Here is a 25,450-nt window from a genome sequence, read left to right as displayed (position 1 = left end):
AGATGCCCGACCTGCGCGGCCACGAGCTGACGCCGCGCCTGCTGAATACCGCGGCCGGCAGGATTTCGTATCTCGAGGCCGGCAGCGGCACCCCGCTGGTGCTGCTGCATGGCATCGGCTCGGCGGCGCGGGCCTTCCGCGACCAGTTGGCCGCATTGTCCGCCGGCTACCGGGTCACCGCCTGGGATGCGCCGGGCTATGGCGACAGCACCAATCTGCCGATGCCGCAGCCCGGCGCTGGCGACTATGCCGCGGCACTGGCGGCCTTCCTCGATGCGTTGGGCGTGCAGAGCTGCCATCTGCTTGGCCACTCGCTTGGTGCCCTGGTGGCGGCACGCTTCGCCGCCGCATATCCGCAGCGGGTGCGGTCACTGACCCTGGCCAGTATCGCTGTCGGCAATGCGCACCTGTCGGACACCGAGCGGCAGGATTTCATCACACAGCGTCTGGCTGACCTGATCGCCATGGGTCCACGCGCCATGGCTGAAAAGCGCGGCCCGCGCCTGCTGGGTCCGCAGGCGACGCCCGCGATGATCGCCCGCGTGGTCGATACCATGGGATCGGTGCGGCCCGATGGTTACACCCAGGCGGTGAACATGCTGGCCACCGGCGACGTGAAGGCCGATGTGGCGCGCTTCGCCGCAAGCCTGCCGCTGCAGATCATCTACGGCAGCGATGATGTGATCACGCCGCCGGAGCGCAACCGCGCCGTCGTCGCCCTGCGCCCGCAGGCGCCGGTCCATGAGATCGCCGGTGCCGGCCATGCCGTCTATCTGGAGAAGCCGGAAGCTTTCAACGCGGCGCTGGGCGGCTTCATTGCCGGGCTGTCCCCAGCCGGGGAGGGGCGATCATGATGTCGCGCGCGTCGGTTGCCCTGTCCGGCCTGCTGACCCTGCTGGCCCTTTTGGTGCTGTGGCAGGCAGTGTCGGTGATCTTCGATATCCCGGCCTATATCGTGCCGGCGCCGCTGGCGGTCCTCAAGGAGATCGCGCTCAAGCCGGGCTTCTACATCGAGCAGGCGGCCGTCACCCTGCGCTCGACCCTGCTCGGGTTCCTGCTGGCGACGGTCCTTGGGTTGCTGTTCGGCACCATCACTGCCTACTCGCGGCTGTTCCGCCTGACGCTCTATCCGCTGATCCTGCTGCTGCAGGGCGTGCCCAAGGTGGCGCTGGCGCCGGTACTGATCATTTTCCTCGGCTTCGGCCTGAAGTTCCAGGTGGTGGTGATCGCCTCGGTCGCCTTCTTCCCCGTCGTGGTCAATGCCGTGATGGGGCTGACCACGGTGGACCGCGACCTGATCATGCTGTCGCGCGTGCTGCGCACGCCGCGGCTGAGGGAATTCTGGATGATCGGTCTGCCGCATGCGGCGCCATCGGTCTTCTCCGGCATGAAGGTGGCCATGACCCTGTCGGTGATCGGTGCCGTGGTCGCCGAATTCGTCTCCAGCGAGGCCGGCCTCGGCCATGCCCTGATGATCGCCAATTCCGAGTTCAATACCGCGATGTCGTTCGCGGCCATCCTGCTGCTGTCACTGATGTCGTTCGCGTTGTTCGGCCTGATCCGGCTGATCGAATGGCGGGCGGTGCCATGGGCCGAGGATGCCGCCGTCGACCGCACTGCCGGATAAACCGCTGACCCAGCCCCAGCCCGACCAGCCAAGGAGAACCGCCATGACCGATACCCGCAAGATTTCCCGCCGCAGCTTCGGCCGCATGGCTGCCGGTCTGGCCGCCGGTGCCGCAGGCGCCGCCGCCCTGCCGGGGCTGTCGCGCACCGCCCGCGCCCAGGGCAAGAAGGCCGTCACCTTCCTGCTCGACGTGAAACCCTATTCCAAGCATGCGCTGTTCTATGCGGCCCTCGACAATGGCTATTTCGCCAAACGCGGCCTCGACGTCACCTTCAATTCGGGCAAGGGCTCGGCCGACGTTGCCCAGAAGGTGGCCGGCAAGGGGGCAGAGTTCGGTTTCGTCGACGCCGGCACCGCCGTGCTGGCGCGCGGCCGCGGCATGCCGGTCAAGCTGACCAGCATGGTGCACTACCAGAACATGATGACGGTGGTCAGCCTGCGCGAGCCGCCGTTGAAGACGCCGAAGGATCTCGAGGGCCTGAAGATCGCCGCCAATGCCGGCGACGCGGTGCGCACCGCGCTCGGTGCCGTCGCCAAGATCAACGGCATCGATTACAACAAGATCGAATTCGTCACCGTCGAGACCACCAACAAGCGCCCGCTGCTGTTCGCCGGCCAGGTCGATGCCTGCTGCGACTATGCCGTCAACGTGCCGATCTACGAGGCGGCGGCGAAGAAGATGGGCAAGCATGCCTCGCAGGTGCTGTTCTCGGATTTCGGCGTCGACGTCTACAGCAACGGCATGCTGACCCGCGACGACCTGCTGAAGGACGACCCGAAGCTGGTGAAGGACTTCAACGACGCCATGGTCGAGGCGATGATCTTCGCCATCGACAACCGCGACGATGCCGTGAAGATCTTCCTCAAGCATAACCCCCAGCTCGACCCGGATCTGACCCGCGCCGGCCTCGATGTTGCCATCGCGCATCTGGTGGTGCCGGAAGTGCACCAGCATGGCATCGGCCCGATGTCGAAGGACAAGATGGCGCGCACCATCGAGATCATGAAGGGCTATTTCGATCTGGCCGGCAATGTCGCGGCGGACGACATCTACACCAACAGCTTTGTCACGGCCGGGCAGAAGCCAAAGTCGGTATGACGGTGCAGCAGGACATCCAGATACCGGCCATCGAGATCGCGGGGCTGGCCAAGCGCTACGCCTCGCGGTCCGGCGGCACCGTGGCTTTGCGCGATGTCAGCCTGACGGTTGGGCGGCATGAATTCGTCTGCATTGTCGGCCCCAGCGGCTGCGGCAAGTCGACCCTGCTGAAGATCATTTCCGGCATCGAGCCGCCGAGCGACGGGCTGGTCCGCCGCTTCGGCGAGGTCGTCACCGAGCCGACGCCGGACATCGGCATGGTGTTCCAGGCGCCGGTACTGATGAAATGGCGCACGGTGCTCGATAACGTGCTGTTCCCGATCGATGCGCTGGGGCTGAAGCGCCGGGACTATATCGACAAGGCGCAGGCCCTGCTGAAGCTGGCAGGCCTTGAGGCCTTTGCGAAATCCTGGCCGCGCCAGCTGTCGGGTGGCATGCAGCAGCGCGTCGCGCTGTGCCGGGCGCTGATCTACGACCCGCCGTTTCTCTTGATGGACGAGCCGTTCGGCGCGCTGGATGCGCTCACCCGCGACCAGATGAATGTCGAACTGATGCGCATCTGGAGCGAAACGAAGAAGGCGACCCTGCTGATCACCCATAGTGTCGCCGAGGCGGTGTTCCTCGCCGACCGCGTGCTGGTGATGAGCGGCCGGCCCGGTACCATCCTGGAAGACATCCGTATCGACCTGCCGCGGCCGCGCCATACCGGCATGCGCACCGAGGCGGCATTCATGGAGCATGTCCGCCATATCAGCAGCCTGCTCGGCGTGCATGACTGAACGGCTGCGCCAGACAATTTCGCATCTGCAGCACGACCTCTACCGATTGCTCGGGGGCCGGCATCGCCGTATACGGTAAAACCCCGGCAGCGCCGGGCCCTGTGCAGGAACCGGAACGAGGATCGACCCATGCTGATGGATGTACGCACCTATACGTGCCGCCCGGGCACCATCAAGGCCCATCTGGAAATCTACGAGAAGTATGGCCTCGCGCCGCAGAAGCGCCATCTCGGCGAGCCGCTGGCCTACCTGATCACCGAGACCGGGCCGATCAACACCTACATCCATATCTGGGTCTATGACAGCGCCGCCGACCGCGAGACGAAGCGCGCCGCCATGCAGGCCGATCCCGACTGGCAGGCCTATCTGAAGAAGAGCGCCGAGGCCGGCTACCTGATCAATCAGGAAAACCGCCTGATGACCCCGGCCGCCTTCGCACCGATCAAGCGCTGACCGCAAGGGAGTATCGCAGACCATGAAACGCAGTGGCGGCCAGATTCTTGTGGAGCAGCTTCGGCTGCATGGCGTGGACACCATGTTCGGCGTGCCCGGCGAGAGTTTTCTGGCCGTGCTCGACGCCCTGCATGACCACACCAACCACATGAAGTTCGTGATCTGCCGCCAGGAAGGCGGCGCCGCCATGATGGCCGATGCCTATGGCAAGACCACGGGCCGGCCTGGCATCTGCATGGTCACCCGCGGCCCCGGCGCCACCAACGCTTCGGCCGGCGTGCATGTCGCCTATCAGGATTCGACGCCGATGATCCTGTTCATCGGCCAGGTCGGCCGCGACATGATCGAGCGCGAGGCCTTCCAGGAAATCGACTATCGCCGCATGTTCGGCCAGATGGCCAAATGGGTGGCGCAGATCGACGACGCTGCCCGCATCCCGGAATTCATCGCCCGCGCCTTCTCGGTGGCCATGTCGGGCCGCCGCGGGCCCGTCGTGCTGGCCCTGCCGGAAGACATGCTGACCGATGTGGTCGACTGCATGGACGGCCGGCCGGTGCAGCCGGTCGAGGCCTATCCGGCCCCGGCCCAGATGGCGCAGCTGAAAGCCATGCTGCAGGCCGCCGAACGTCCGCTGATGATCGTCGGTGGCAGCGGCTGGAGCGAGGATGTGCGCAGCCAGGTGCAGGCCTGGGCGGAAGCCTCGGAAATCCCGGTCGGCGCGGTGTTCCGCCGCCAGGATTACCTCGACAACGACTGGCCGGGGTATGTCGGCGATGTCGGCATCGGCATCAACCCGAAGCTGCAGCAGCGCGTCAAGGAAGCCGACCTCCTGCTGGTGATGGGCTCCAAGCTCGGCGAGATGGCCACCGGCGGCTACACCATGATCGACATCCCGGTGCCCGGGCAGACCATCGTGCATGTGCATGCCGGCGCTGAGGAATTGAACCGTGTCTATTCGGCGACCCTGGCGATCAATGCCTCGAACGCCGCCTTCGTCGCAGCGCTGGCCGCGATGGGGCCGGTGCAGGGGAAGGGCAGCCGGGCCGCGGCCGTGAAGCAGGCGCGCGCCGAGTATGAGGCCTGGCAGAAGCCCGGCACTTCGCCGGGTCCGGTGCAGATGGGCAGCATCATCCAGTGGCTCGACGCCAACCTGCCGGAGGATGCCGTCTTCACCAACGGCGCCGGCAATTATGCCACCTGGGTGCATCGCTTCCACCGTTACCGTCGCCACAGCGGCCAGCTGGCGCCGACCTCGGGCTCGATGGGCTATGGCGTGCCGGCGGCGGTTGCCGCCAAGATCATCAACCCTGAGCGTACCGTGGTGGCCTTCGCCGGTGACGGCTGCTTCATGATGACCGGGCAGGAATTCGCCACCGCCATCCAGTATGGCGCCAATATCATCGTCGTGGTGGTCAACAACGGCATGTATGGTACCATCCGCATGCACCAGGAGCGCGAATATCCTGCGCGCATCAGCGGCACCACGCTGGTCAATCCGGATTTTGCCGCGCTGGCGCGCGCCTATGGCGGCCATGGCGAGACGGTGGAAAAGACGGAAGATTTCGCCGAAGCCTTCAGGCGCGCGCAGGCCAGCAACAAGCCGGCGATCATCGAGATCAAGCTCGACCCGGAAGCCCTGACCCCGCGGGCCTCCTTGAGTGAGATCCGCGCCGCCGGCATCAAGGCCAAGGCGCACCACAGCGACCGGTAATGACCAAGAGCGTCAGATGACGGATAGGGCTGTCAGCGCGCTATTGGGCCTGCTGCTAGTGTTGATGGTTGGCTGGGCGGCAGATAGTCAGGCGAAGCCGCGTCGTGCGGATTGTATCACAGGCTATGACCTCGACTGGTCATCCGTATCGGAAGAACGACATGATGTGTTGAGGCAGATGAGTGATTTGCTCAGAGGCTCAGGTTGGCCGGCCGGTACGTCAATGGGCGGTGTTATGTTCCAAGACGATTGGTCTCGGATTTATTTTCAGTTCTCCGAGAATTGTGACCGTAAGTGGGAGCAGTCCGAAGGTTTCTTCCACGCCTGGTTCGCGAAAGGTATTCGTCTACCGGAGCATCATCGTATTGCCGAGCCTATTCAGCCATCGCCAAACACGATTGATCTTGTCGGTCCACATTGGCGCGACTGATATAGCCGCTACTCCGCCGCCACCACCGTATTGATCACATGATCCATGCCGGCCAGTTCCTCGCGGGGCAGGTGGCAGGCGATGCGGTGGCCGGTGGCGAAACGCTGCTCGGGCGGTTCCTGCGTGTCGCAGATATCGCCGATCTTGCGGTGGCAGCGGCCGGCGAAGGGACAGCCGGGCGGGCGGTCGAGCACGCTGGGCGGCTTGCCTTCCAGCACGATGCGCTTGGACTTCACGCTCGGGTCGGCCACCGGTACAGCGGAGAGCAACGCCTCGGTATAGGGGTGATAGGGCGGGGCGAAGACATCGCCGACCCGGCCGTATTCCATGATCTTGCCGAGATACATCACGGCGACGCGATCGGCGAGATAACGCACCACCGACAGGTCATGGCTGATGAACAGCAGTGTCGTCTGCCGTTCGGTCTGCAGTTCGGCCAGCAGGTTGATGATGGCGGCCTGCACCGAGACATCGAGCGCCGAGACCGGTTCGTCGGCGATGATCACCTCCGGGCTGCCGGCCAGCGCACGCGCGATGGCGACGCGCTGCTTCTGGCCGCCGGAGAGCTGACGCGGCTTGCGGCGGGCGAATTCGGCCGGCAGGTTGACCGATTTCAGCAGCGCCTTGACCTTCGCCTTTAGTTTTTCGCCGTCGAGATTGGCGAACTGGCGCAGCGGCCGCTCCAGCGTATAGCCGATGGTATGACTGGGGTTGAGCGTCGAATCCGGGTTCTGGAACACCATCTGCAGGCGGCGGATCACCTCGTCGGGGCGTTTCGCGACGCCCATGTCGGTGAGATCGATCTCGTCGAGCGCGACCTTGCCGCCGGTCGCGGTCTCAAGGCCGGTCAGCACTTTCGCCAGAGTCGACTTGCCACAGCCGCTCTCGCCGACGATGGCGAGCGTCTCGCCGCGCCGGGCGCGCAGGCTGATACCGTCGAGGGCCTTTACCTGCACCGTCTCGTTGCCGATGAAGCCCATGCCAGCGGACTGGTCGTAGTATTTGCGCAGGTCGTCGATTTCCAGCAGCGGCTCGGCGGCAGCCGCGGCGCGTTCGGCGGCTTCCTCCGGATTGACTGTCTGCTGCGGGGCCGGCAGCTCGAACTGGCGGGCGCAGCGCACACGGTGGCGCTGCGAGTCCGGCGCCAGACCCATCGGGATGGTATCGGAGGTACACAGTCCCTCGCGCTTGAATTCGCAGCGCGTGGCGAAGACGCAGCCGGGCGGGCGGTTGCGCGGCACGGTGACCGAACCGCGGATCGGCACCAGCGGCGCGGAATGCTTGTCGGCATCGAGTGTCGGCAGGCAGCTCAGCAGGCCACGGGTGTAGGGATGACGCGGATCGCGGAAGACCTCCCTGATCGGGCCTTCCTCGACCAGCTCGCCGGCATAGAGCACGCCGATGCGGTCGCAGATGCGCACCACGGTGCCGAGATTGTGGCTGATGAAGACGATCGAGGTCTTGTGCTTGCGGCGCAGGGTGGCGATCAGGTCGAGCACGGCGGCCTCGACGGTTACGTCAAGACCGGTGGTCGGCTCGTCCATGATCAGCAGGGCCGGTTTGGCCATCAGCGCCATGGCGATCACCACGCGCTGCTGCTGGCCGCCAGAGAGTTGGTGCGGGTAGCGCGCCATGATCGAGGCCGGATCGGGCAGGTTGACCTCGTCCAGCATGGTCAGCGCGCGGTCGTAAGCTTGCTGCCGGCTGGCACCGTCATGATAGACCGGCACTTCCATCAGTTGTTCGCCGACGGTCATGGTCGGGTTCAGGCTCGACATCGGGTCCTGATAGACCATGGCCATGCGGTTGCCGCGCAGGCGACGCAGCGCATCGGCGTCGAGCTCATAGAGATCGCGGCCCTCAAAGAGTACCCGGCCGTTCATGATGCGGCCGGCACCGCCGAGGTAGCGCATGATGGCATAGCCGATGGTCGACTTGCCGCAGCCGCTTTCGCCGACCAGGCCGATCGCTTCGCCGGGGTAGAGTTTTAGGTCGAGGCCGGGCACCACGTTGATCTCGCCGGCGCGGGTGAAATACGAGATGCGCAGGCTGTCCAGTTCGAGGACGGGCTCACGGATGGCGGGGGCGGATCTGGTCTGGTCAGTCACGCAGCGATATCTCCCTCAGGCCGTCGGCCAGCAGGTTGAGGCCGAGCACCAGCGACGAGATGGCGATGCAGGGCAGCACCGTCATGTAGGGGAAGGCGAGCGCCATCGAGCGGGCCTGGTTGACCATGCCGCCCCAGTCGGGATCGGGCGGCGGCAGGCCAAGGCCGAGAAAGCCGAGCACGCCGATGGTGATGGTCACATAGCCCATGCGCAGGCAGGCATCGACGATCAGCGGGCCGCGGGCATTGGGCAGGATCTCGACGAACATGATGTACCAGCCGCTCTCGCCGCGCATCTGGGCGGCGGCGACATAGTCACGTTCGCGGATTTCCAACACCAGGCCGCGCACGATGCGCATGATGCCGGGTGCCGAGGCGAAGGTGACGGCCAGCACGATGTTGATGCCCGATGCGCCGATGGTGGCGATGATCACCACGTAGAGCACGAGGATCGGAAACGACAGGATGATGTCGCCGATGCGGGACAGCACCTCGTCGAGCCAGCCGCGGTAATAGCCGGCCGCCAGTCCCATCAGGATGCCGAGCGCATAGGCGCAGGCGGTGGCGACAAAACCATAGAACAGCACGGTGCGCGAGCCCCAGATGATGCGCGAGAGGATGTCGCGGCCGAGGTTGTCGCTGCCGAGCCAGAAGGTGCCGCGCCCGGCGGCATAGGCCGTACCCGGCCGGGCGAAGGGCTGCAGGGTGGCGTTCGGGTCGAAGGGCGCCAGCAGTGGGGCGAAGACCGCGACGATTACCCAGAACAGGATGATGGCGACGCCAGTCATGGCGATCGGGCTCTCACGCAGCAGGGCGATCATGCGGAAGAAACGCATCAGCCGGGGCGGCAGCAGGGGCCGGGCAGTCTGGTCGGTAGCGCTCATTGCAGCCGGATCCGCGGATTGAGATAAGTGTAGCCGATATCGGCCAGCGTCTGGGTGGTCACCGCCACCAGCACGGCGACCATGGCACAGCCCTGGATCAGGTAGATGTCCTGATTCAGTGAGGCTTCCAGCAGCAGGGCGCCGAATCCCTTGTAGGCGAAGAAGAATTCGACGACGACGACGCCCGACAGCAGCCAGTTGATCTGCAGCATGATCACGGTGAACGGCGGGATCAGTGCATTGCGCAGGCCATGGCGAATGATGACCCGGTGGAAAGGCAAACCCTTGAGAAACGCCGTGCGGATATAGGGCGAGATCATTACCTCGGCCATCGAAGCCCGCGTCATGCGGGTGACATAGCCGATGTCGTAGAGCACCAGCACCATGACCGGCAGGACGAGCTGCATCGGATCGAAGCCCGACGACATCGCCGAGGTGCCGGGCAGCACATGCAGGCCGAACACGAAAATGGCGGCGAGGAACACCGCGCTGGCGAATTCCGGGATCGAGGTGGTGATGATACTGGTCACCGAAATGGCGCGGTCGAGCCGCGAGCCCTCGCGCATGCCGGCCAGCACGCCGAGCAGCAGTGACATCGGGATCAGCACGGCGAAGGTCCAGAAGGCGAGGATCGCCGTGTTCCACAGCCGCGGCCACAGTACCTCGCCGACCGGCACCTTGAAGCGGATACTCTCGCCGAAATCGCCGGTCACTACATGGCCGAGCCAGGTAAGGTAACGCTGCCACAGCGGGTCGAGATAGCCATGCGCGGCCATCCACAGCTGGCGCTGTTCCTCGCTGCTGTAGGGGCCGAGCACCTTGACGGCGACCGAGCCGGGGTCGAATTCAAGCAGCAGGAAGACGAGCATCGACACCGCCAGCATGGTGAGGACGGTGATGCCGAGGCGTCGCAGTACGAAATGCAGCACGGGTCCGGTTCCTTGCTGTTATGCCCCCGGAAAGCATGCGGGGCGGCCATGCCGCCCCGCGCTACCTGTGGATCAGCCGATCCAGACTTTGTTGTAATGGTGCTCGAAGGCCGGATGGGCATAGATGCCATGCACCTTCTTGCCGGCGCTGACGAAGACCGAGCGCCACAGCGACTGCACCATCACGGCGTCGTCCTGCAGAATCTTCTCCAGCTTGGCCATATAGGGGCGACGCTCGTTGGGATCGAGCTTGGTGCCGGCCTCGTCGAGCAGCTTGTCGAACTCCGGATTGGAATAGGACGACTCGTTCCACGGCACGTTGCTGCGGTAGGCGAGGTTGAGCACCTGCACGCCGAGCGGTCGATGCGTCCAGTTGGTGAAACCGAACGGCGTCGTGGTCCAGCGGTCCCAGTAGGTGCCGCCGGGCATGACGTTGATCTGCAAAGTGATACCGGCCGGGCGCACCATTTCGGCAATCGCCTTGCAGGCATTCTGCTCCCAGGTCGGATTGGCGACGCAGTCGATGCGGATTTCCAGCCCGTCGGCGAAGCCCGCCTCGGCCAGCAGCTTCTTGGCCTTGTCGTAGTCCTGCTTCTGCTTCGGCAGCTTGGCGTATTCCGGATGGATCGGCGAGACATGATGGTCTTCCGCCGGTGCGCCATAGTTGCCATACAGCAGGGTCTTCAGCCGGTCGTGGTCGATGCAGGCCTGGATCGCCTGGCGCACGCGCTTGTCGGTGAACGGCTTCTCGGTGACCTTGAAGCGGGCGACGCCGGTCTGCGCGGTCAGCGCTTCGTAGAGGGTGATGTCGGGCAGCGCCTTGATGGCGGGGACCTGTTCGACGCCGGTTTCGTAGTTGGCATCGATCTGGCCCGAGGCGAAGGCGGCGAGCTGGGCCGCCGGATCGTCGCCATGGTCGATATAGGTGATCTGGTCGAGGTAGACGTCGCCGCCCCAGTATTTCGCGTCCTTGCGCTTCACCAGCACGGCGCGCTCACCGACCTTGAATTCCTTGAGCGCGAAGGCGCCGGTGCCGATCGGATTCTTGATGAAATTTCCGCCGTCCTTGACGAAATTGCGGTGGGTGATCAAGGCCGGATAGTCGGCCATGCTTTCCGGCAGGCTGAGATCGGCCGTATTCAGGTGGAAGCGCAGGGTATGGTCGTCGACCTTTTCCAGCGCACCCTTGGTCATCGTCGTTTTCTTGACCGGTTTGCCGTCCTTGTCCTTCTTGCCGGTGTCCACCGTGGTGGTCATCGAGGCGAAGCGGCCGATATTCGACGAGCCGGTCTTCGGATCGAGCCAGCGGGTGAAATTGACGATTACGTCATCGGCGCCGAAATCGTCGCCGTTCGACCATTTCACGCCCTTGCGCAGGTGGAAGGTCCAGGTCTTGAGATCGTCGGAGGCCTCCCATTTCACGGCCAGATGCGGCTGCGCGGTGTTCTCGTGATCGATCCGCACCAGCGGCTCGATCACATGGCGCACGATATTGGCCTTTTCCGACCAGTCGTAGATCGCCGGATCGGAGATGTCCTTGACGTTCATGGAAACACGCAGGTTGCCGCCGAATTTCGGCGTCTCTGCGGCAATCGCCGGGCCCGGATCCAGCGTGATGCCGATCAGGGAACTGGCGGTGGCGGCCGAGACGCCGAGCAGGGCGGCGGTACGCAGGAAATCGCGGCGGCCGATCTCGCCGCGACGGGTTTTCGCTGCCAACTCTCGAACGGCAGGGTGGGTGCGGGTTTTATATTCAAGCGACATTGGCGCCTCCGTCTTCGTTCTGGATTTTTTGTCGACGTCGCACGAACCAAAAGTCTCGAACGTCGCCGAAGCGAGTTTGCGCAAGGCAAAATCAGACAACAAAAAGTGCGCATGAAGTCGCAGAGGTTAATCTGCGTCATTCGCACAAGGTGATATGTCTGTTGGTCGGCGAAGTATTTAGACCGGTGGCGCCGATGTCAACCTTTAATCGGTTTGCTTTTACGGGACATCTGTAAAAGCCGCATGGAATCAATGGATTTCGCAGATTTGTTCTTTCGCAATACACGGATGATGTTGCAGTATGCATGCCATGACGCGCCGTATCTTCGACATATTTTTCACGGATTGCTTCCGTATGCAGTGCTGTGTGGCGACGACATGAGAGATTTCCGTCTTCATATCCGCCTCTCGCATGACGGGCATTCCTGCGGGCCTCTGACCGTATATCGGGCGATGGTGCGTGGCCTGTGCCTGCGGGGCCGGCGATGATCGCCGCGATCGCGCCGGTCGGCGCGCTGCTGCTCAGTGTCGCATTGCTGCTGACCGGCAACGGCCTGCAGGGCACGCTGCTGCCGGTGCGCGCCAGCATGGAAAGCTTCAGCCCGCTGTCGATCGGCGTGCTGGGTGCCTCCTATTACATCGGCTTCGCCATCGGCGTGCTTGGCACGCCGCGCCTGATCGGTCGCGTCGGCCATATCCGGCTGTTCACGGCGATGGTGGCGCTGGCCTCGGTGGCGCCGCTGGCCCATGCGCTGTTCGTGGCGCCGCCCTTCTGGTGGCTGATGCGCGGCATGAACGGCGTCTGCATGGCCAGCCTCTACCTGATCATCGAAAGCTGGCTCAACGAACGCGCCACCACCGAGAACCGCGGTGCCGTCTTCACCATCTATACCACGGTGAACTATTCGGTGATCACGCTGGGCCAGCTGCTGATCCTTGCCGACGACCCGGTCAAGTTCCCGCTCTACGCCCTGGCCTCGATCCTGGTCTCGGTCGCAGCCGTGCCGGTGGCGCTGAGCCGGTCGCCGCAGCCGGCCCAGGTCGTAGCAGCGCGGCTGCCGCTGTCGGCATTGTTCCGCGTCTCGCCGGTCGGCGCCGCCGGCTGCATGACGGTCGGCATTGCCAACGGGGCGTTCTGGGCCCTCGGCCCGGCCTTTGTGTTGCAGTCCGGCCTGCATGTCAGCGACGTGGCGCTGTTCATGAGCGCCACGGTGGTTGGCGGCGCGGTATCGCAATGGCCGTTCGGCCGGCTGTCGGACCGGATCGACCGCCGGCTGATGCTGATGATCAGCTGTATCGCCGCCTCAGCCTCGGGCGTCGCCATCGTGCTGGCCGGCATGTATGCGCCGTCCCTGGTGATCCCGGCCGGTTTCCTGTTCGGCGTTTTCTCGTTTCCGGTCTATGCGCTCAGCGTCGCCCATGCCAATGACATGGCGCGCGGCGCCGATTTCGTTGCTGTGGCCGGCGGTCTGCTGATGGTCAACGGCATTGCCTCGGTGATCGGGCCACTGCTGGCCTCGGGGACCATGCAGGTGGTCGGCGCGGCCGGACTGTTTGCCTTCACGGCGGTCAGCCATGGCGTCATGGCCCTGTTTACCCTGTACCGGATGCAGCGCCGGGCAGCACCGACACCGGAGGAAAAGACCGACTTCGTGCCGATGCCGGCCCATGCGCCGCGGCTGGGCGACATCGATCCGCGCGGCGAGGCGCCGGCGGAAACCGGCGGGCCGCCCGAAGACGGGCCGCCTTCTCCGGATGGGCCCGGGCCGGATGAGCCCCCGCCGGAGGGCGAAGGGCGGCAGGCCGCGGCCTGAGCCGGACGCCCGTCGCGTGCAGCGCATATCGCCGGGCCGGCGCTTCGCGCTAGATTGGGGGCATGTCCCCGATCCTGAATCACGAACCGGTCATCCGGCTGGGCGTCTATCTTGGCCTGCTGGGCGTGCTGATGCTGGCCGAGGCTGTATGGCCGCGACGTTCGCAAAGCCTCGGCCGCTGGCGACGCTGGCCGGCCAACCTCGGCATGGCGGCACTGAATGCCCTCGTGGTGCGGCTGCTGGCACCCGGTGCGGTGATCGGTGCAGCGCTCTGGGCAGAGGCAACCGGTTTCGGGCTGTTCAACCTGCTGCCGCTGCCGGGATGGCTGGCGGTGGCGGGCAGCGTGCTTCTGCTCGACCTGACGATTTATGCCCAGCATGTCGCGTTTCACCGGATCGCGCCGCTGTGGCGGCTGCACCGGATGCATCATGCCGACACCGAAATCGACGTCACCACCGGTGCCCGTTTCCATCCGTTCGAGATCCTGCTGTCGGTTGCCATCAAGGCGGCGGCCGTGATCCTGCTCGGCGCGCCAGCGGTTGCCGTGCTGCTGTTCGAGGTGCTGCTGAACGCCACGTCCATGTTCAATCATGCCAACCTAGCCCTGCCGGCCGGGCTCGACCGCTGGCTGCGCCGCCTGCTGGTGACCCCCGACATGCACCGGGTGCACCATTCCTGGCATCGCGACGAGACCGACAGCAATTACGGCTTCAACCTGCCCTGGTGGGACCGGCTGTTCGGGACCTACCGGCCGCAGCCGCGCGATGGCCATCCCGGCATGACCATCGGGCTGGCGGATTTCCGCAGCCCCGGCGACCAGCGGCTCGACCGCATGCTGCTGCAGCCGCTGCGGCCATCACCGGCAGCCGACGGGCGGGCAGGGGACAGTGCCGCACCGGTGGTGTAGGTTTCCGTCATGAGCCTGATGCATCGCGAGCCCGCCCTGTCTGCCGGTCCCCTGTCTGCCGGTCCCCTGTCACTGGAGGCTTGGCTGGTCCGTGCCGGTCTCGCCGGCCAGCCGACCGAGGCACTGGTTGATGAATTCGCCGCCCGCCTGTGCGCGGAAGGCATCCCGCTGAAACGCATCTATGTTGGCACCGCGACCCTGCATCCGCTGGTCCGCGCGCGCGGCTATACGTGGCTCGATGGCCAGGGCCTGCTGGACAACGAGGCGATGCTGCATCGCGAGCCCGACAGCCAGCCGCAGATCTGGCTGGAAAGCCCGTTTCGCCACATGCTGGTGAACGACGTGCCGGAACTGCGGCGGCCACTCGTCGGCGCCGATGCCGTGCATGATTTCCCGGTGCTCGGCGAATTTGCCGGCGAGGGCTATACCGAATGGCTCGGGCTGGCCTACAGCTTCGGCTGGGACCTGCAGCGTGCCGACGAGGATTTCCGCAATCCCGGCATGGGCATGATCAGCTCGTTCCTCACCGCCGCGCCAGGCGGTTATTCGCCGGCGACACTGGCACGGCTGCGCCAGACCGTGCCGCTGCTGGCGCTGGCGATCAAGTCGGCGACTTTGGCGCAACTTGCCCGCGATGTCACCGCGTCCTACATCGGCGGCGATGCGGCCAGCCATGTGCTATCAGGCGAAATCCGTCGTGGCATGGCGCAGAAGATCGACGCGGTAATTCTTTACGCCGACCTGCGCGGTTTCACGGCGGTGGCCGACCGGCTGGCCATCGAGCCGCTGGTCGCCATGCTGAACGAGTATTTCGACTGCCTTGGCCCAGCCATCGAGGATCAGGGCGGCCAGATCCTGAAATATCTCGGCGATGGCTTGCTGGCGAGTTTCCAGCTTGCCGACGGCCAGGATCCGGCGCCGCTCTGTGCCGCGGCGCTGACCGCAGCCGAACGCGCGCTGGCGGCCGTCGACGAACTCAATACCTGTCGGCGGGCTGCCGGCCAGCCGGCGCTGGACCTCGATATCGCCCTGCATCGCGGCACCGTGATGTACGGCAATGTCGGCACCCGGGCACGGCTTGATTTCACCCTGATCGGGCCGGCGGTCAACGAGGCCTCGCGGCTGGAGAATCTCTGCAGCCTGCTGGATCGCAACCTCGTGGCGTCGCGCAGTTTCGCGGTCTCGGCCGGTGGCGCGGCCCGGCGCCTGCAGTCGCTGGGCCTGCATCCGCTGCGCGGCGTGACCGAACCGCAGGAAGTCTTCGGCCTGGAGGACTGACATCCGTCGCGTCAGGCGCGGGTCGGAATCACGTAGCCAATGATCTGGGTGGCAATGGCAGGGGCGTCGGTGGCAACGGGCAGGAACAGCGCCTCGAAGCCTAGGAAGGCACGGTGGGCATGGCGGAAGGTGCCGAAGACCCGGGCCGGTCGCCGGTTGTCGGCCACCGAGCCGAAGCAGTAGCGCATTTCGCTCAGCGCCACAGGATCATAGATGTCCTCGAAACGCTGGTTGGTCATGTCGCGCCCGCTCATTTGTGCGACTTCGGTGCCGATCAGGCGATAGCGGTAGCGCGTATCGGCCGCCATGGCGGAAGTGCCGGGCACCGCCCGTTCGATATCGACGATCAGCAGGTTGCCGAGAAAGCGGCGCAGCGCGAGGGGATCGAAGGCACTGCGGAGCGGCAGGCTGTGCGGCTGATCCCCGGCCCGGCCGGCCTGCCACAGGGTCAACAAATCCCGCGCCCCCGGAATGAGCAGGCTCAGATCGGGGTCGAGGACTAAACCTATGTTGGGGCCTGTCATTCTGGCATCCCCCTGCAGGTAGCATCCAACTATAGCCCGAAGGACCGGCCTGCCAAGCCGGAAATGACGCCTTAGTCATGTTGCAAGTTATTGTTGCGGCGCACAAAATTGCTGTCCGGACGGCGCCCGGGTTTGACAGGCAGTGGGGCGCATGGAAGGCTGTCCGGCGAACTGAACCCGGAGCGGAGTGCGTCCGATGGCAACGTATACGATAGCGGTGATCGCCGGCGACGGCATCGGCAAGGAGGTCGTGCCGGCCGGCCAGGCGGTGCTGGAGCAGGCCGCCCGGCGCTTCGGCTTTTCGCTCAAATGGCGCGATTACGACTGGTCCTGCGAGCGCTATGCCAAGACCGGCCGGATGATGCCCGACGACGCCATCGACCAGCTGCGCGATACCGATGCCATTTACCTCGGTGCCGTCGGCTATCCCGGCGTGCCCGATCATGTGTCGTTGTGGGGCCTGCTGATCCCGATCCGCCGCAGCTTCCGCCAGTATGTCAACCTGCGCCCGGTGCGCCTGCTCGACGGTATCGACAGTCCGCTGAAGGACCGCAAGCCGGGCGATATCGACTACTACGTCGTGCGCGAGAACAACGAGGGCGAATATTCCGAGGTCGGTGGCCGCATGTACCGCGACACCGAGGACGAATTCGCCGTGCAGGAATCCGTGTTCACCCGGCGCGGCTGCGACCGCATCATGCGCTATGCCTTCGAGCTGGCGGCGCGGCGCAAGAAGCATGTCACCTCGGCCACCAAGTCGAACGGCATCGTCCACACCATGCCTTACTGGGACGAACGCTTCGCCGCCATTGCGAAAGAATATCCCGGCATCCGCACCGACCAGTACCATATCGACATCCTGACGGCGCATTTCGTGCGCAATCCGCAGTGGTTCGACGTGGTGGTGGCCTCCAACCTGTTTGGCGACATCCTGTCGGACCTCGGGCCGGCGACGGTCGGTTCGATCGGCATCGCGCCGGGCGGCAACATCAATCCCGAGAAAGCCTATCCGTCGATGTTCGAGCCGGTGCACGGTTCAGCCCCCGATATTGCCGGCAAGGGGATCGCCAATCCGGTCGGCCAGATCTGGTCGGGCGCCATGATGCTCGATCACCTCGGCGAAACGGAAGCGGCGCAGGCCATCGAGGCGGCGATCGCGAAAGGCCTGGCCGAAGGCGGCCCGCGCACCGCCGATCTCGGCGGCCGGGCTTCGACGGCGGAGGTGACCGATAGCCTGGTGGCGGCGCTGCGTTAGCGGCGCAGTTTCAGGCCCCGGGTGCCGCGGTGCGCGGCTTGCGCCGGGCCCGGGCCCGGCGGTTCCACTGGGCAAGGTCGGCAGCGGTCAGCCGGCTGCGGGCCAGCGGCAATACGGTGGCGTCTTCCCAGGCGAGATGGCGCCGCTGCTGTTCGGCGAAGGCGCGGCAGGCACTGAACAGCACGGCTGCCTCGTCCGGCAGCAGTCCGCCGGCGAGTGCTTCGCAATCCGCCGCCAGCAGGGCGGCCTGGCGGCGATCAAGCCGGTGTTCTTCGTCCATCTGGCGCAGCACCTGGTCGAAATCGTCGCCCAGCAGCAGCCGCGCCCGCAGCAGCGGCAGCAGGCCGTCCTCTTCCTCGGCAATCATGGCCGGAAAGTCGGTCTGCAGATAGCTGGCAAGGCTGGCGGCCATGCGCTGCTGCAGCGGCTGGCAGGCGTCGGCCAGGGAATCGAGCAGGGCACACACGGCGAGCAGCATCAGCCGCTGGCCCTGCAGGCGTTCGAACGGTCCGGTGTCGTCCTCGTCGCGGGTCAGGGCGGCGAGAAGATGCAGCAGGGCTGGCGATGCGGCCGGGAAGGCCGAGGGGTCCATCGCGAAGGGTTCGCCGGCGACAGGTGGTGACATGACAGCACGATAGCCGGCGCTCCGCCCGCGGCATTGATCGAAATCAGCGACCCGGGGGGCTGGCGGCGGCTCCGGAAGGGTGTACTCCGCATACGTTTTAACCTTGACCTGTCCGGGACTGCGCGCGAAGCTTCGGCGTACTTTTATAACCAGCACCACAATCACCAGCGACAATCGGGAACAGCATCCATGGCCAAGCTTTTCATCGGTGGACTTGTATTCGACGGCGTTGCCAAACCGGTCTCCGGTCACGGCGTTCTGGTCGAGGAGGGCCGCGTCGCCGCCGTGGCGCCGGCTGCCGAATTTGCCGGTTTCACCGGCGAGACTGTCGATACCAGCGGTGGCACCCTGATGCCCGGCCTGATCGACTGCCATGTGCATCTGACCCTGGGCGGTGAGGGCGATCCCGGCACCGCGCAGTCCAAGTTCAGCCCGGCACAACTCGCTCTCAAGGCGCTGGAACGCGCCCAGACCACCCTGCGCGCCGGCATCGTCGCGGTGCGCGATTGCGGCGGCAAGGATTACATCGAACTCAGCGTGCGCGACGCGATCAAACGCGGCGAATTCCCCGGGCCGATGATCCGCGCCTCGGGTCGGGTCATCTGCATGACCGGCGGCCACGGCAACCGCACTGGCCGTATCGCGGATGGCGTCGACGACGTGGTCAAGGCGGTGCGCGAACAGATCCATGCCGGCGCCGATGTTATCAAGATCATGGCCACCGGCGGCGTGATGACGCCCGGCGTCGACCCCGAAGACGCCCATTACACCCGCGAGGAAATGGTTGCCGGCCTGGCCGAGGCACAACGTTTCCGCAAGCGCAGCGCCAGCCATGCCCAGGGCGCCGAAGGCATTCTCAACGCGGTACTCGGCGGCGTCAGCTCGATCGAGCATGGCATCTTCATGGATGACGAATGCCTGGCGGCCATGCTGGAACGCGGCACCTTCCTGGTGCCGACCCTTGCCGCGGTGCATAACATTGTCGGCAACCGTGACAAGGGCATTCCGATGTGGGCGGTGGAGAAGGCCGAGCGCGTCTATGAAATTCACAAGGTGGCGTTCCGGCGCTTCTACGAGGCCGGCGGCAAGATCGCCATGGGCACCGATGCCGGCACCCCGTTCAACCTGCATGGCGAGAATGCCCGCGAACTGCACTATATGGTCGAATGCGGCATGAAACCGCTGGACGCTCTGCGGGCCGGCACCAGCCTGGCTGCGGATCTGGTCGATCTGCCGGACTATGGCCTGCTGCGGAAGGGGCAGATTGCCGACCTGCTGCTGGTCGACGGCAATCCGGCGGAGGACATCGCGAAGGCGGCGGATCGCAAGAACCACCGCGCCGTGTTCAGCCGCGGCACTGCCGGCATGCCGGTGATGGCCGGGGGCCTGCGTGCCGCGGCGATGGGGATGCCGGGCCTGTCCAAGGCTGCCCTGTAAGGGGCGCTCTAAGCCGGCAGAAAATAAGGCGTTTTCGTGACTTTTGCGATGTTTTCGCGACGACCGCTTGAATCTGCCGCTTAACGGCTTATTTACAGGACTGGTTGTAATGACCAGATGATCGCCGTCCGCAAAGCGGGATGCAGTGACCCGCCGGCAGATCATCACCGTCGTCTTCGACGGTCATTACAGACAGTCATCGTCCCCGGGTTTACCCGAGGACGGTGGCAGCTAATCGGGCCGCCTCGCGAGAGGGCCCGATTTTTTTATGCCTGCATGCTGGGGCTTGGGCCAGGGCTTGGGGAAGGCCGCCGTCAGTGGACGCTGACGACCCGGAAGGTATGGGCGGCGCCGGTGGGCTCGGTCACGGTGATATATTCGCCGGGCCGGAACAGGTGGCGGTCCAGCCGGAAGACGGCCTCGTCGTCATCCTCGCCCGGTGCATAGGAGAATGCCCAGCCATGCCGGGTATGAACCAGTTCGCCGCTGCGGTCCTCGTCGCCGGACCAGAAACGGCGTACCGGCATCTGTACCGTGCGGTGTAGGCTGTGCCAGGCCGCTTCATCCAGATGCCCGTCCGCCTGGAGCGGGGCCTGCAGTTCGTAGCCGTGCCGGTTGCTGCCCTCCGGATGGTCCGGATGGCGGGCAAGTTCGAGCCGGATGGTCTTCAGTGGCATATCGGCGCCTCCTGTGCGGGTGACATGATGTCGTGGTTGCCAGCCTAAAGCGCCCGGACATCCCGGCATTGATCCACCGCAAGGGCGGACTCTGCTGTTGCGGTCAATGGGTGTCTGGCTCTGTACTCAATACCCGGAAGGCGGGTATTTTCGCCGAACAGGCGGATCGGACTCTGTGAGGGGGAATGTTCAGGGCGTTTTACGACAGACGGGTTGTGGCCGGTGCCGTCAGCATACTGCTGGTGTTCGGATTCCTGGCGACCTCACTGGCCAGCTATGTCGTGTCCCGGCGGTCGTTGCATAACGCCATCGTCGAGAACGAGCTGCCGCTGACCTCGGACAACATCTATTCCGAAATCCAGAAAGACCTGATCCGGCCGGTGCTGATTTCGTCGGTGATGTCGACCGATACCTTCCTGCGCAACTGGGTGATCGCCGGCGAGCAGGATCCGATGCGGATGATCGAGTATCTGCACGAGATCCGGCAGCGGTATCACGCCGTCACCAGTTTCTTCGTCTCGGACCGCACCCGCATCTATTATCACGCTGACGGCATCCTCAAATCGGTGACCGAGGACGACTGGCGGGACGAGTGGTACTTTCGCGTCCGCAGGATGATGCAGCCCTATGAGATCAACGTCGATCCTGACCTAGCCAACCGGGACGCGATGACCATCTTCATCAACTATCGGGTTGTCGATTACGACGGCAACTTCATCGGTGTCACCGGGATCGGTCTGACCGTCAATGCTGTCCAGCACCTGATCGACGACTACCAGAAGCGGTTCGGCCGCACGATCTATTTCGTCAATGCCGAAGGCCGTATCGTGCTCAAGGGTGATATCGGCATCTCCGAGACGCAGATCGACGAACGCGGTCTGCCGGCCCGGCGTCTGCAGCAATGGACGATGAGCGGCAGCCACACCGAGCAGGTCGAGTATCACGGGCACGAGCGCCTGATGAATGTGCGTTTCATCCCGGAGCTGAACTGGTATCTGCTGGTCGAAAAGGACGAGACCGGCGCCATGGCGGGTATCCGCAACGCGCTTTACGTCAACCTGGCTGTCTGCGCCGTGATTACCGGTCTCGTGCTGCTTGGCATCTGGCTGACCATCAGCCGTTTCCAGCGCCGGCTGGAGGAAATGGCCACCACCGACAAGCTGACCGGTGCGGCAACACGTCACGCCTATGACATCCTGACCGAGCAGGCGGTACGCGATGCCCACCGGCAGCGTCAGCCGCTGACTGCAATGCTGCTGGACATCGACAGCTTCAAGGCGATCAACGACAGCCACGGCCATATGGCCGGCGACCGCATCCTGATGGGCGTTGCCAATGCAATCCGCGCCTGCCTGCGGTCGTCGGATACGATCTGCCGCTGGGGTGGCGAGGAGTTCCTGGTGGTTTTGCGCAACTGCGACCAGGGTAATGCCGAGCGCATCGCCGAAACCGTGCGGCAGACCGTCGAAGGTGCGGCTTTTGCCTTCAACGGCGCGCCGATTCCCGTCACTGTCAGCCTCGGTGTCGCCATGCTCGGCCCGGGCCAGACCGGCGCCGACCTGTTCGCCGCCGCCGACGCGGCGCTCTACCAGGCCAAACAGGCCGGCCGCAACTGTGTGCGCGGCGCGCTCGAGGCCGAACCGGCGGACTGACGAAGCGTCCCCGCTGCTGGTGTAGCCGAAGGCTAGCGTTGAGGCGGCTTGATCAGGAAGCGCTCGGCGCTCTCCCACAGCACGTGGCTGATCGCATGCTTGCCGATATAGTCCCAGAGGATGTCCTTGCTCCAAACAAAGTGCACCTCGCGGAAAATTCCGGCCATGATGTCGCCGATCCCGATATCCCAGCAATAACTGTCGCCGAACAGGGCGAGGCGGGCATCAACCGGTGCCGCTGGGTTGCGCAGCACGTATTGTGAACCGGTGAAGCTGCCATTTTCCTCCCGCCGGTCCCTGTGCAGGAGGATTTCCCCAGGGCGTCGTATTCTCAGGATCTCTTCCTCGGGGGGCGTGGCGTGGAAATGCGACATGAGATCGTGCGCGACCGTAAGCGTCATCGTCGCCGTGTTTCTCTCGTCGAGCGGCTCGTCAATCCCGAAGGCGTCCAGCGCCAGCCGCGCTGCAATGAGGCTGCTGCTGGCTAGGCAGTGAGAGTTGCCGTGCCAATAGACTGGCGACCAGTCCCGTGCAGCCGCGAAGCTGCTGGCCGGATAGACCGGCACGGAAGGTCCCGCAGCCTCCCATGGAATTTTCATGAACGGTCGGTGCGCAAAATCCGGTTCGGTGCCCTTGGGCCAGCGCAGGTCGGGAATGACAACCTGCTTCTCCGGCATGACCAGATGGACGAGACGCAGTCCGGCCTTTTCCGCGATATGCCGGCGCAGGGTCAGCACATGATGCCACCGGAGAGCCCAGTCCTCCGGCATGGCGAGGCGGCCGAGCAGCTGCTGTTCCCACCCGTTTGCGCCGTTGCCGATGAACAGCATGTGGTCGTTACCCATCACACCGACCTGGTTGGCGGAAACGGTGCCATACGGAATGCTGTAGGCCTGCGCGTGGCGCTGAAGATTGCGCTCCATCATTGCCGATTCTTCGCCGGCCATCTGCTGCAGGAAGGACATGCTGGCCTTTGTCTGATGATTCGCCTGTCCGGCAGTGTAGCAGCCGGAAAACGGGGCGGGAACACCGGGCGATGGCGGGCGGGGCATTGCGGCGCCGGCGGCTCGACTTTCCCCGACTTTGGCATAGATTGCGGCAAGCGCACTGCGCCGCTTCCCCAGCGACCATTCTGCCCGACCCCGGAGAATCCCGCATGACCGACAAGCCCGCCGAAGGCGTCAAACCCTATCACGGACCGGCCGGCGGCTGGGGGGCGCTGCGCGCCGTCGCCCAGGCGGTGCGCGAGCAGATGGGCGCCAGCGCCAACAGCAGGGCCCTGATGCAGATGAACCAGCCGGAGGGCTTCGATTGCCCCGGCTGCGCCTGGCCGGACCCCAAGCACACCTCGTCCTTTGAATTCTGCGAGAACGGTGCCAAGGCGGTGTCGTGGGAGGCGACCACGAAGCGGGTCGGCCCCGACTTTTTCGCGCAGCACAGCGTGTCCGATCTGTGGGCCTGGTCGGACTACGACCTCGAGGATGCCGGCCGGCTGACCCACCCGATGCGCTATGACGCGCAGACCGACCATTTCGTGCCGGTCTCCTGGGACGAGGCTTTTGCCCGGATCGGCGCGGCCATGCAAGCACTGGCTGATCCGAACGAGGCCGAGTTCTATACCTCCGGCCGCGCCTCCAACGAGGCAGCCTTTCTCTATCAGCTCTATGCCCGGGAATTCGGTACCAACAATTTCCCCGACTGCTCGAACATGTGCCACGAGGCCACCAGTGTCGGCCTGCCGGAATCGATCGGCGTCGGCAAGGGCACGGTGCTGCTGGAGGATTTCGATCACGCCGATGCGGTCTTCTGTATCGGCCACAATCCCGGCACCAACCATCCGCGCATGCTCGGCACCCTGCGCGAGGTGTCGCGGCGCGGCAAGCCGATCGTCGTCATCAATCCGCTGCGCGAGCGCGGCCTGGAGCGTTTCCAGAATCCGCAGTCGCCGGTCGAGATGGTCACCCTGCAGGATACGCAGATCGCCTCGGCCTATCACCTGGTCAAGGTGGGCGGCGACGTGGCCCTGCTCAAGGGCATCATGAAGGCACTGCTTGAGGCCGACGGCAAAGACCTGGCGGCCGGCGGCAAGGGGCTGCTCGACCGCGATTTCATCGCCGCGCATACCACCGGCTTCGAGGCACTCAGGGCCGATCTTGCGGCAGCCGACTGGGGCGTCCTCGAGGCGCGCTCGGGCCTCGACCGGCCGGCGATGGAAAGCATCGCCGAGGTCTATGCGCGGTCGGAGCGGGTGATCATCTGCTATGGCATGGGCGTCACCCAGCACCGGCATGGCACCGGGGCGGTGCAGCAGATCGCCAATCTGCTGATGCTGCGCGGCAATTTCGGCCGCGAGGGTGCCGGCATCTGCCCGCTGCGCGGCCATTCGAACGTGCAGGGCGACCGCACGGTCGGTATCACCGAGCTGCCCGGCGAGGCATTCCTGGCGCGGCTCGATGCGGCCTTCGGCATCACCAGCCCGCGTGCCCATGGCCATAATGCCGTCGAAGCGGTGGCGGCCATGCGCGACGGCAAGGCCAAGGCCTTCATCGGACTCGGCGGCAATCTGGCGGTGGCGATGAGCGACCCGCAGGCCTGCTTTGTGGCCTTCCGCAAGCTGCATCTGAACGTGCAGATCGTCACCAAGCTCAACCGCACCTGCCTGCTGACCGGACAGGAGAGCATTATCCTGCCCTGCCTCGGCCGTACCGAGCGGGACATCCAGGCCAGCGGACCGCAATCGGTGACGGTCGAGGATTCGATGTCGATGGTGCATGCCTCGGTGGGCCGGCTGGAGCCGGCATCCGAGCTGCTGCTGTCCGAGCCGGCGATCGTCGCCGGCCTGGCCAAGGCGAGCCTGCCGGCAACCAAAGTCGACTGGGACGCGCTGGTCGCCGATTACGACCGCATCCGCGACAAGATCGAGGCAGTGTTCCCGGATTTCTACGACTACAACGCGCGCGTCCGCGTACCCGGCGGCTTCCGCCTGCGTGTCGGCGCCTCGAACCGCGAATGGGACACGCCGGACGGCAAGGCGCATTTCCTCGTCTACCAGGGTACCGATGAGGATAACGGCAGGGACGATACGCCGCTGACCCTGACGACGATCCGCAGCCACGACCAGTACAACACCACCATCTACGGGCTGAATGATCGCTATCGCGGCATCACCGGCCGCCGCAATGTCGTGTTCGCCAATGCGGACGACCTCGCCGCGCTGGGCCTGGCGCAGGGCGACCGCGTCGACGTGGTCGCCGGCGGCCGTGTGCTGGCCGACATGACGCTGGTGGCGCATGACATCGCGCGCGGCTCGGTGGCAGCCTATTATCCGGAGGCAAACTGCCTGGTCGGGCTGGAGGATTACGATGCGAAGAGCGGCACCCCGGCCTACAAGTCGATTCCGGTGAAGCTGCGGCCGGCAGAGGCCGCGGAAGCCGCGGCGTGAGGAAGGCTGCGGGTTTCGCCTGAAGCCCCGGATTGAAATCATGGAGACAGGTCAG

The 25,450-nt window shown here is 65.1% G+C and carries 22 protein-coding genes; 14 read left to right on the top strand and 8 right to left on the bottom strand.

Going from position 1 to position 25,450, the window contains the following annotated elements; genetic code table 11:
* Nucleotides 1-2 precede the first annotated feature (2 nt).
* The 7 genes from ACFOOQ_RS14550 (at nt 3) to ACFOOQ_RS14520 (ending at nt 6,099) form a co-directional block, all read left to right on the top strand.
* Nucleotides 3-854 carry an alpha/beta fold hydrolase gene (locus ACFOOQ_RS14550; protein WP_379727931.1) on the top strand — a complete coding sequence of 284 codons (852 nt, stop codon included), beginning with the start codon at nt 3-5 and terminating at the stop codon, nt 852-854.
* The gene (locus ACFOOQ_RS14545) at nt 851-1,627 is read left to right on the top strand and encodes an ABC transporter permease (RefSeq protein ID WP_379727929.1); all 777 of its coding nucleotides are present in this window, start codon (nt 851-853) and stop codon (nt 1,625-1,627) included. The genes ACFOOQ_RS14550 and ACFOOQ_RS14545 overlap by 4 nt, the downstream gene beginning before the upstream one ends.
* Nucleotides 1,628-1,670: 43 nt before the next feature.
* Nucleotides 1,671-2,726: an ABC transporter substrate-binding protein gene (locus tag ACFOOQ_RS14540; RefSeq protein ID WP_379727927.1), complete on the top strand. Its 1,056-nt coding sequence runs from the start codon at nt 1,671-1,673 to the stop codon at nt 2,724-2,726.
* A complete protein-coding gene (locus tag ACFOOQ_RS14535) occupies nt 2,723-3,505 on the top strand; it encodes an ABC transporter ATP-binding protein (protein WP_379727925.1) in 783 nt (260 codons plus the stop codon). Before ACFOOQ_RS14540 ends, ACFOOQ_RS14535 begins: the two co-directional genes overlap by 4 nt.
* Nucleotides 3,506-3,634: 129 nt before the next feature.
* The gene (locus tag ACFOOQ_RS14530; RefSeq protein WP_379727923.1) at nt 3,635-3,958 is read left to right on the top strand and encodes an NIPSNAP family protein; all 324 of its coding nucleotides are present in this window, start codon (nt 3,635-3,637) and stop codon (nt 3,956-3,958) included.
* A gap of 22 nt (nt 3,959-3,980) precedes the next feature.
* Nucleotides 3,981-5,669, top strand: coding sequence for a thiamine pyrophosphate-binding protein (locus ACFOOQ_RS14525; protein ID WP_379727919.1), 1,689 nt, complete (start codon nt 3,981-3,983; stop codon nt 5,667-5,669).
* A 16-nt stretch (nt 5,670-5,685) separates the two neighbouring features.
* Nucleotides 5,686-6,099 carry a hypothetical protein gene (locus tag ACFOOQ_RS14520; protein WP_379727917.1) on the top strand — a complete coding sequence of 138 codons (414 nt, stop codon included), beginning with the start codon at nt 5,686-5,688 and terminating at the stop codon, nt 6,097-6,099.
* A gap of 8 nt (nt 6,100-6,107) precedes the next feature.
* On the opposite strand, the gene ACFOOQ_RS14515 is transcribed toward ACFOOQ_RS14520, so the two are convergent.
* The 4 genes from ACFOOQ_RS14515 to ACFOOQ_RS14500 form a co-directional block, all read right to left on the bottom strand.
* Entirely contained in the window at nt 6,108-8,207 is a 2,100-nt protein-coding gene (locus ACFOOQ_RS14515) for an ABC transporter ATP-binding protein (RefSeq protein ID WP_379727915.1), read from the bottom strand.
* A complete protein-coding gene (locus ACFOOQ_RS14510) occupies nt 8,200-9,090 on the bottom strand; it encodes an ABC transporter permease (protein WP_379727913.1) in 891 nt (296 codons plus the stop codon). Before ACFOOQ_RS14510 ends, ACFOOQ_RS14515 begins: the two co-directional genes overlap by 8 nt.
* Nucleotides 9,087-10,019, bottom strand: a complete 933-nt coding sequence (locus ACFOOQ_RS14505) for an ABC transporter permease (protein ID WP_379727911.1) — start codon at nt 10,017-10,019, stop codon at nt 9,087-9,089. The genes ACFOOQ_RS14510 and ACFOOQ_RS14505 overlap by 4 nt, the downstream gene beginning before the upstream one ends.
* Nucleotides 10,020-10,091: 72 nt before the next feature.
* Complete coding sequence (locus tag ACFOOQ_RS14500) at nt 10,092-11,783, bottom strand: ABC transporter substrate-binding protein (RefSeq protein ID WP_379727909.1); 1,692 nt, start codon at nt 11,781-11,783, stop codon at nt 10,092-10,094.
* A gap of 485 nt (nt 11,784-12,268) precedes the next feature.
* Here ACFOOQ_RS14500 and ACFOOQ_RS14495 point away from each other — a divergent pair, with 485 nt between their 5' ends.
* From ACFOOQ_RS14495 to ACFOOQ_RS14485, 3 genes are all read left to right on the top strand, one after another.
* Nucleotides 12,269-13,597: an MFS transporter gene (locus ACFOOQ_RS14495; RefSeq protein ID WP_379727907.1), complete on the top strand. Its 1,329-nt coding sequence runs from the start codon at nt 12,269-12,271 to the stop codon at nt 13,595-13,597.
* Nucleotides 13,598-13,659: 62 nt separating this feature from the next.
* Entirely contained in the window at nt 13,660-14,505 is an 846-nt protein-coding gene (locus ACFOOQ_RS14490) for a sterol desaturase family protein (RefSeq protein ID WP_379727905.1), read from the top strand.
* A 9-nt stretch (nt 14,506-14,514) separates the two neighbouring features.
* Complete coding sequence (locus tag ACFOOQ_RS14485; protein WP_379727903.1) at nt 14,515-15,783, top strand: adenylate/guanylate cyclase domain-containing protein; 1,269 nt, start codon at nt 14,515-14,517, stop codon at nt 15,781-15,783.
* Between the two features lie 11 nt (nt 15,784-15,794).
* Here ACFOOQ_RS14485 and ACFOOQ_RS14480 read toward each other — a convergent pair whose 3' ends face one another.
* Nucleotides 15,795-16,307, bottom strand: coding sequence for a PAS domain-containing protein (locus ACFOOQ_RS14480; RefSeq protein WP_379727901.1), 513 nt, complete (start codon nt 16,305-16,307; stop codon nt 15,795-15,797).
* Between the two features lie 196 nt (nt 16,308-16,503).
* Between ACFOOQ_RS14480 and ACFOOQ_RS14475 the strand changes: the two genes are divergently transcribed.
* On the top strand, nt 16,504-17,562 hold the full coding sequence (locus tag ACFOOQ_RS14475; protein WP_379727899.1) for a tartrate dehydrogenase: 1,059 nt from the start codon (nt 16,504-16,506) through the stop codon (nt 17,560-17,562).
* 10 nt (nt 17,563-17,572) lie between these two features.
* Here ACFOOQ_RS14475 and ACFOOQ_RS14470 read toward each other — a convergent pair whose 3' ends face one another.
* Nucleotides 17,573-18,187, bottom strand: coding sequence for a hemerythrin domain-containing protein (locus ACFOOQ_RS14470; protein ID WP_379727897.1), 615 nt, complete (start codon nt 18,185-18,187; stop codon nt 17,573-17,575).
* Between the two features lie 189 nt (nt 18,188-18,376).
* Between ACFOOQ_RS14470 and ACFOOQ_RS14465 the strand changes: the two genes are divergently transcribed.
* A complete protein-coding gene (locus tag ACFOOQ_RS14465) occupies nt 18,377-19,624 on the top strand; it encodes a metal-dependent hydrolase family protein (protein WP_379727895.1) in 1,248 nt (415 codons plus the stop codon).
* Nucleotides 19,625-19,938: 314 nt separating this feature from the next.
* On the opposite strand, the gene ACFOOQ_RS14460 is transcribed toward ACFOOQ_RS14465, so the two are convergent.
* Nucleotides 19,939-20,301 (bottom strand): hypothetical protein, encoded by a 363-nt coding sequence (locus ACFOOQ_RS14460; RefSeq protein WP_379727893.1) that lies wholly within the window; start codon nt 20,299-20,301, stop codon nt 19,939-19,941.
* Nucleotides 20,302-20,543: 242 nt separating this feature from the next.
* Here ACFOOQ_RS14460 and ACFOOQ_RS14455 point away from each other — a divergent pair, with 242 nt between their 5' ends.
* Nucleotides 20,544-21,953, top strand: coding sequence for a sensor domain-containing diguanylate cyclase (locus ACFOOQ_RS14455; protein WP_379727891.1), 1,410 nt, complete (start codon nt 20,544-20,546; stop codon nt 21,951-21,953).
* A gap of 32 nt (nt 21,954-21,985) precedes the next feature.
* On the opposite strand, the gene ACFOOQ_RS14450 is transcribed toward ACFOOQ_RS14455, so the two are convergent.
* The gene (locus tag ACFOOQ_RS14450; protein WP_379727889.1) at nt 21,986-22,918 is read right to left on the bottom strand and encodes a hypothetical protein; all 933 of its coding nucleotides are present in this window, start codon (nt 22,916-22,918) and stop codon (nt 21,986-21,988) included.
* Nucleotides 22,919-23,109: 191 nt separating this feature from the next.
* Between ACFOOQ_RS14450 and ACFOOQ_RS14445 the strand changes: the two genes are divergently transcribed.
* Nucleotides 23,110-25,395, top strand: a complete 2,286-nt coding sequence (locus ACFOOQ_RS14445) for an FdhF/YdeP family oxidoreductase (protein WP_379727887.1) — start codon at nt 23,110-23,112, stop codon at nt 25,393-25,395.
* Nucleotides 25,396-25,450 lie beyond the last annotated feature (55 nt).

Origin of the sequence: Ferrovibrio xuzhouensis (assembly GCF_042648965.1) — a bacterium.
Lineage (GTDB): Bacteria > Pseudomonadota > Alphaproteobacteria > Ferrovibrionales > Ferrovibrionaceae > Ferrovibrio > Ferrovibrio xuzhouensis.
Note: the sequence above shows the minus strand (reverse complement) of the source record. Positions and strands in the feature narration are given on the sequence as shown.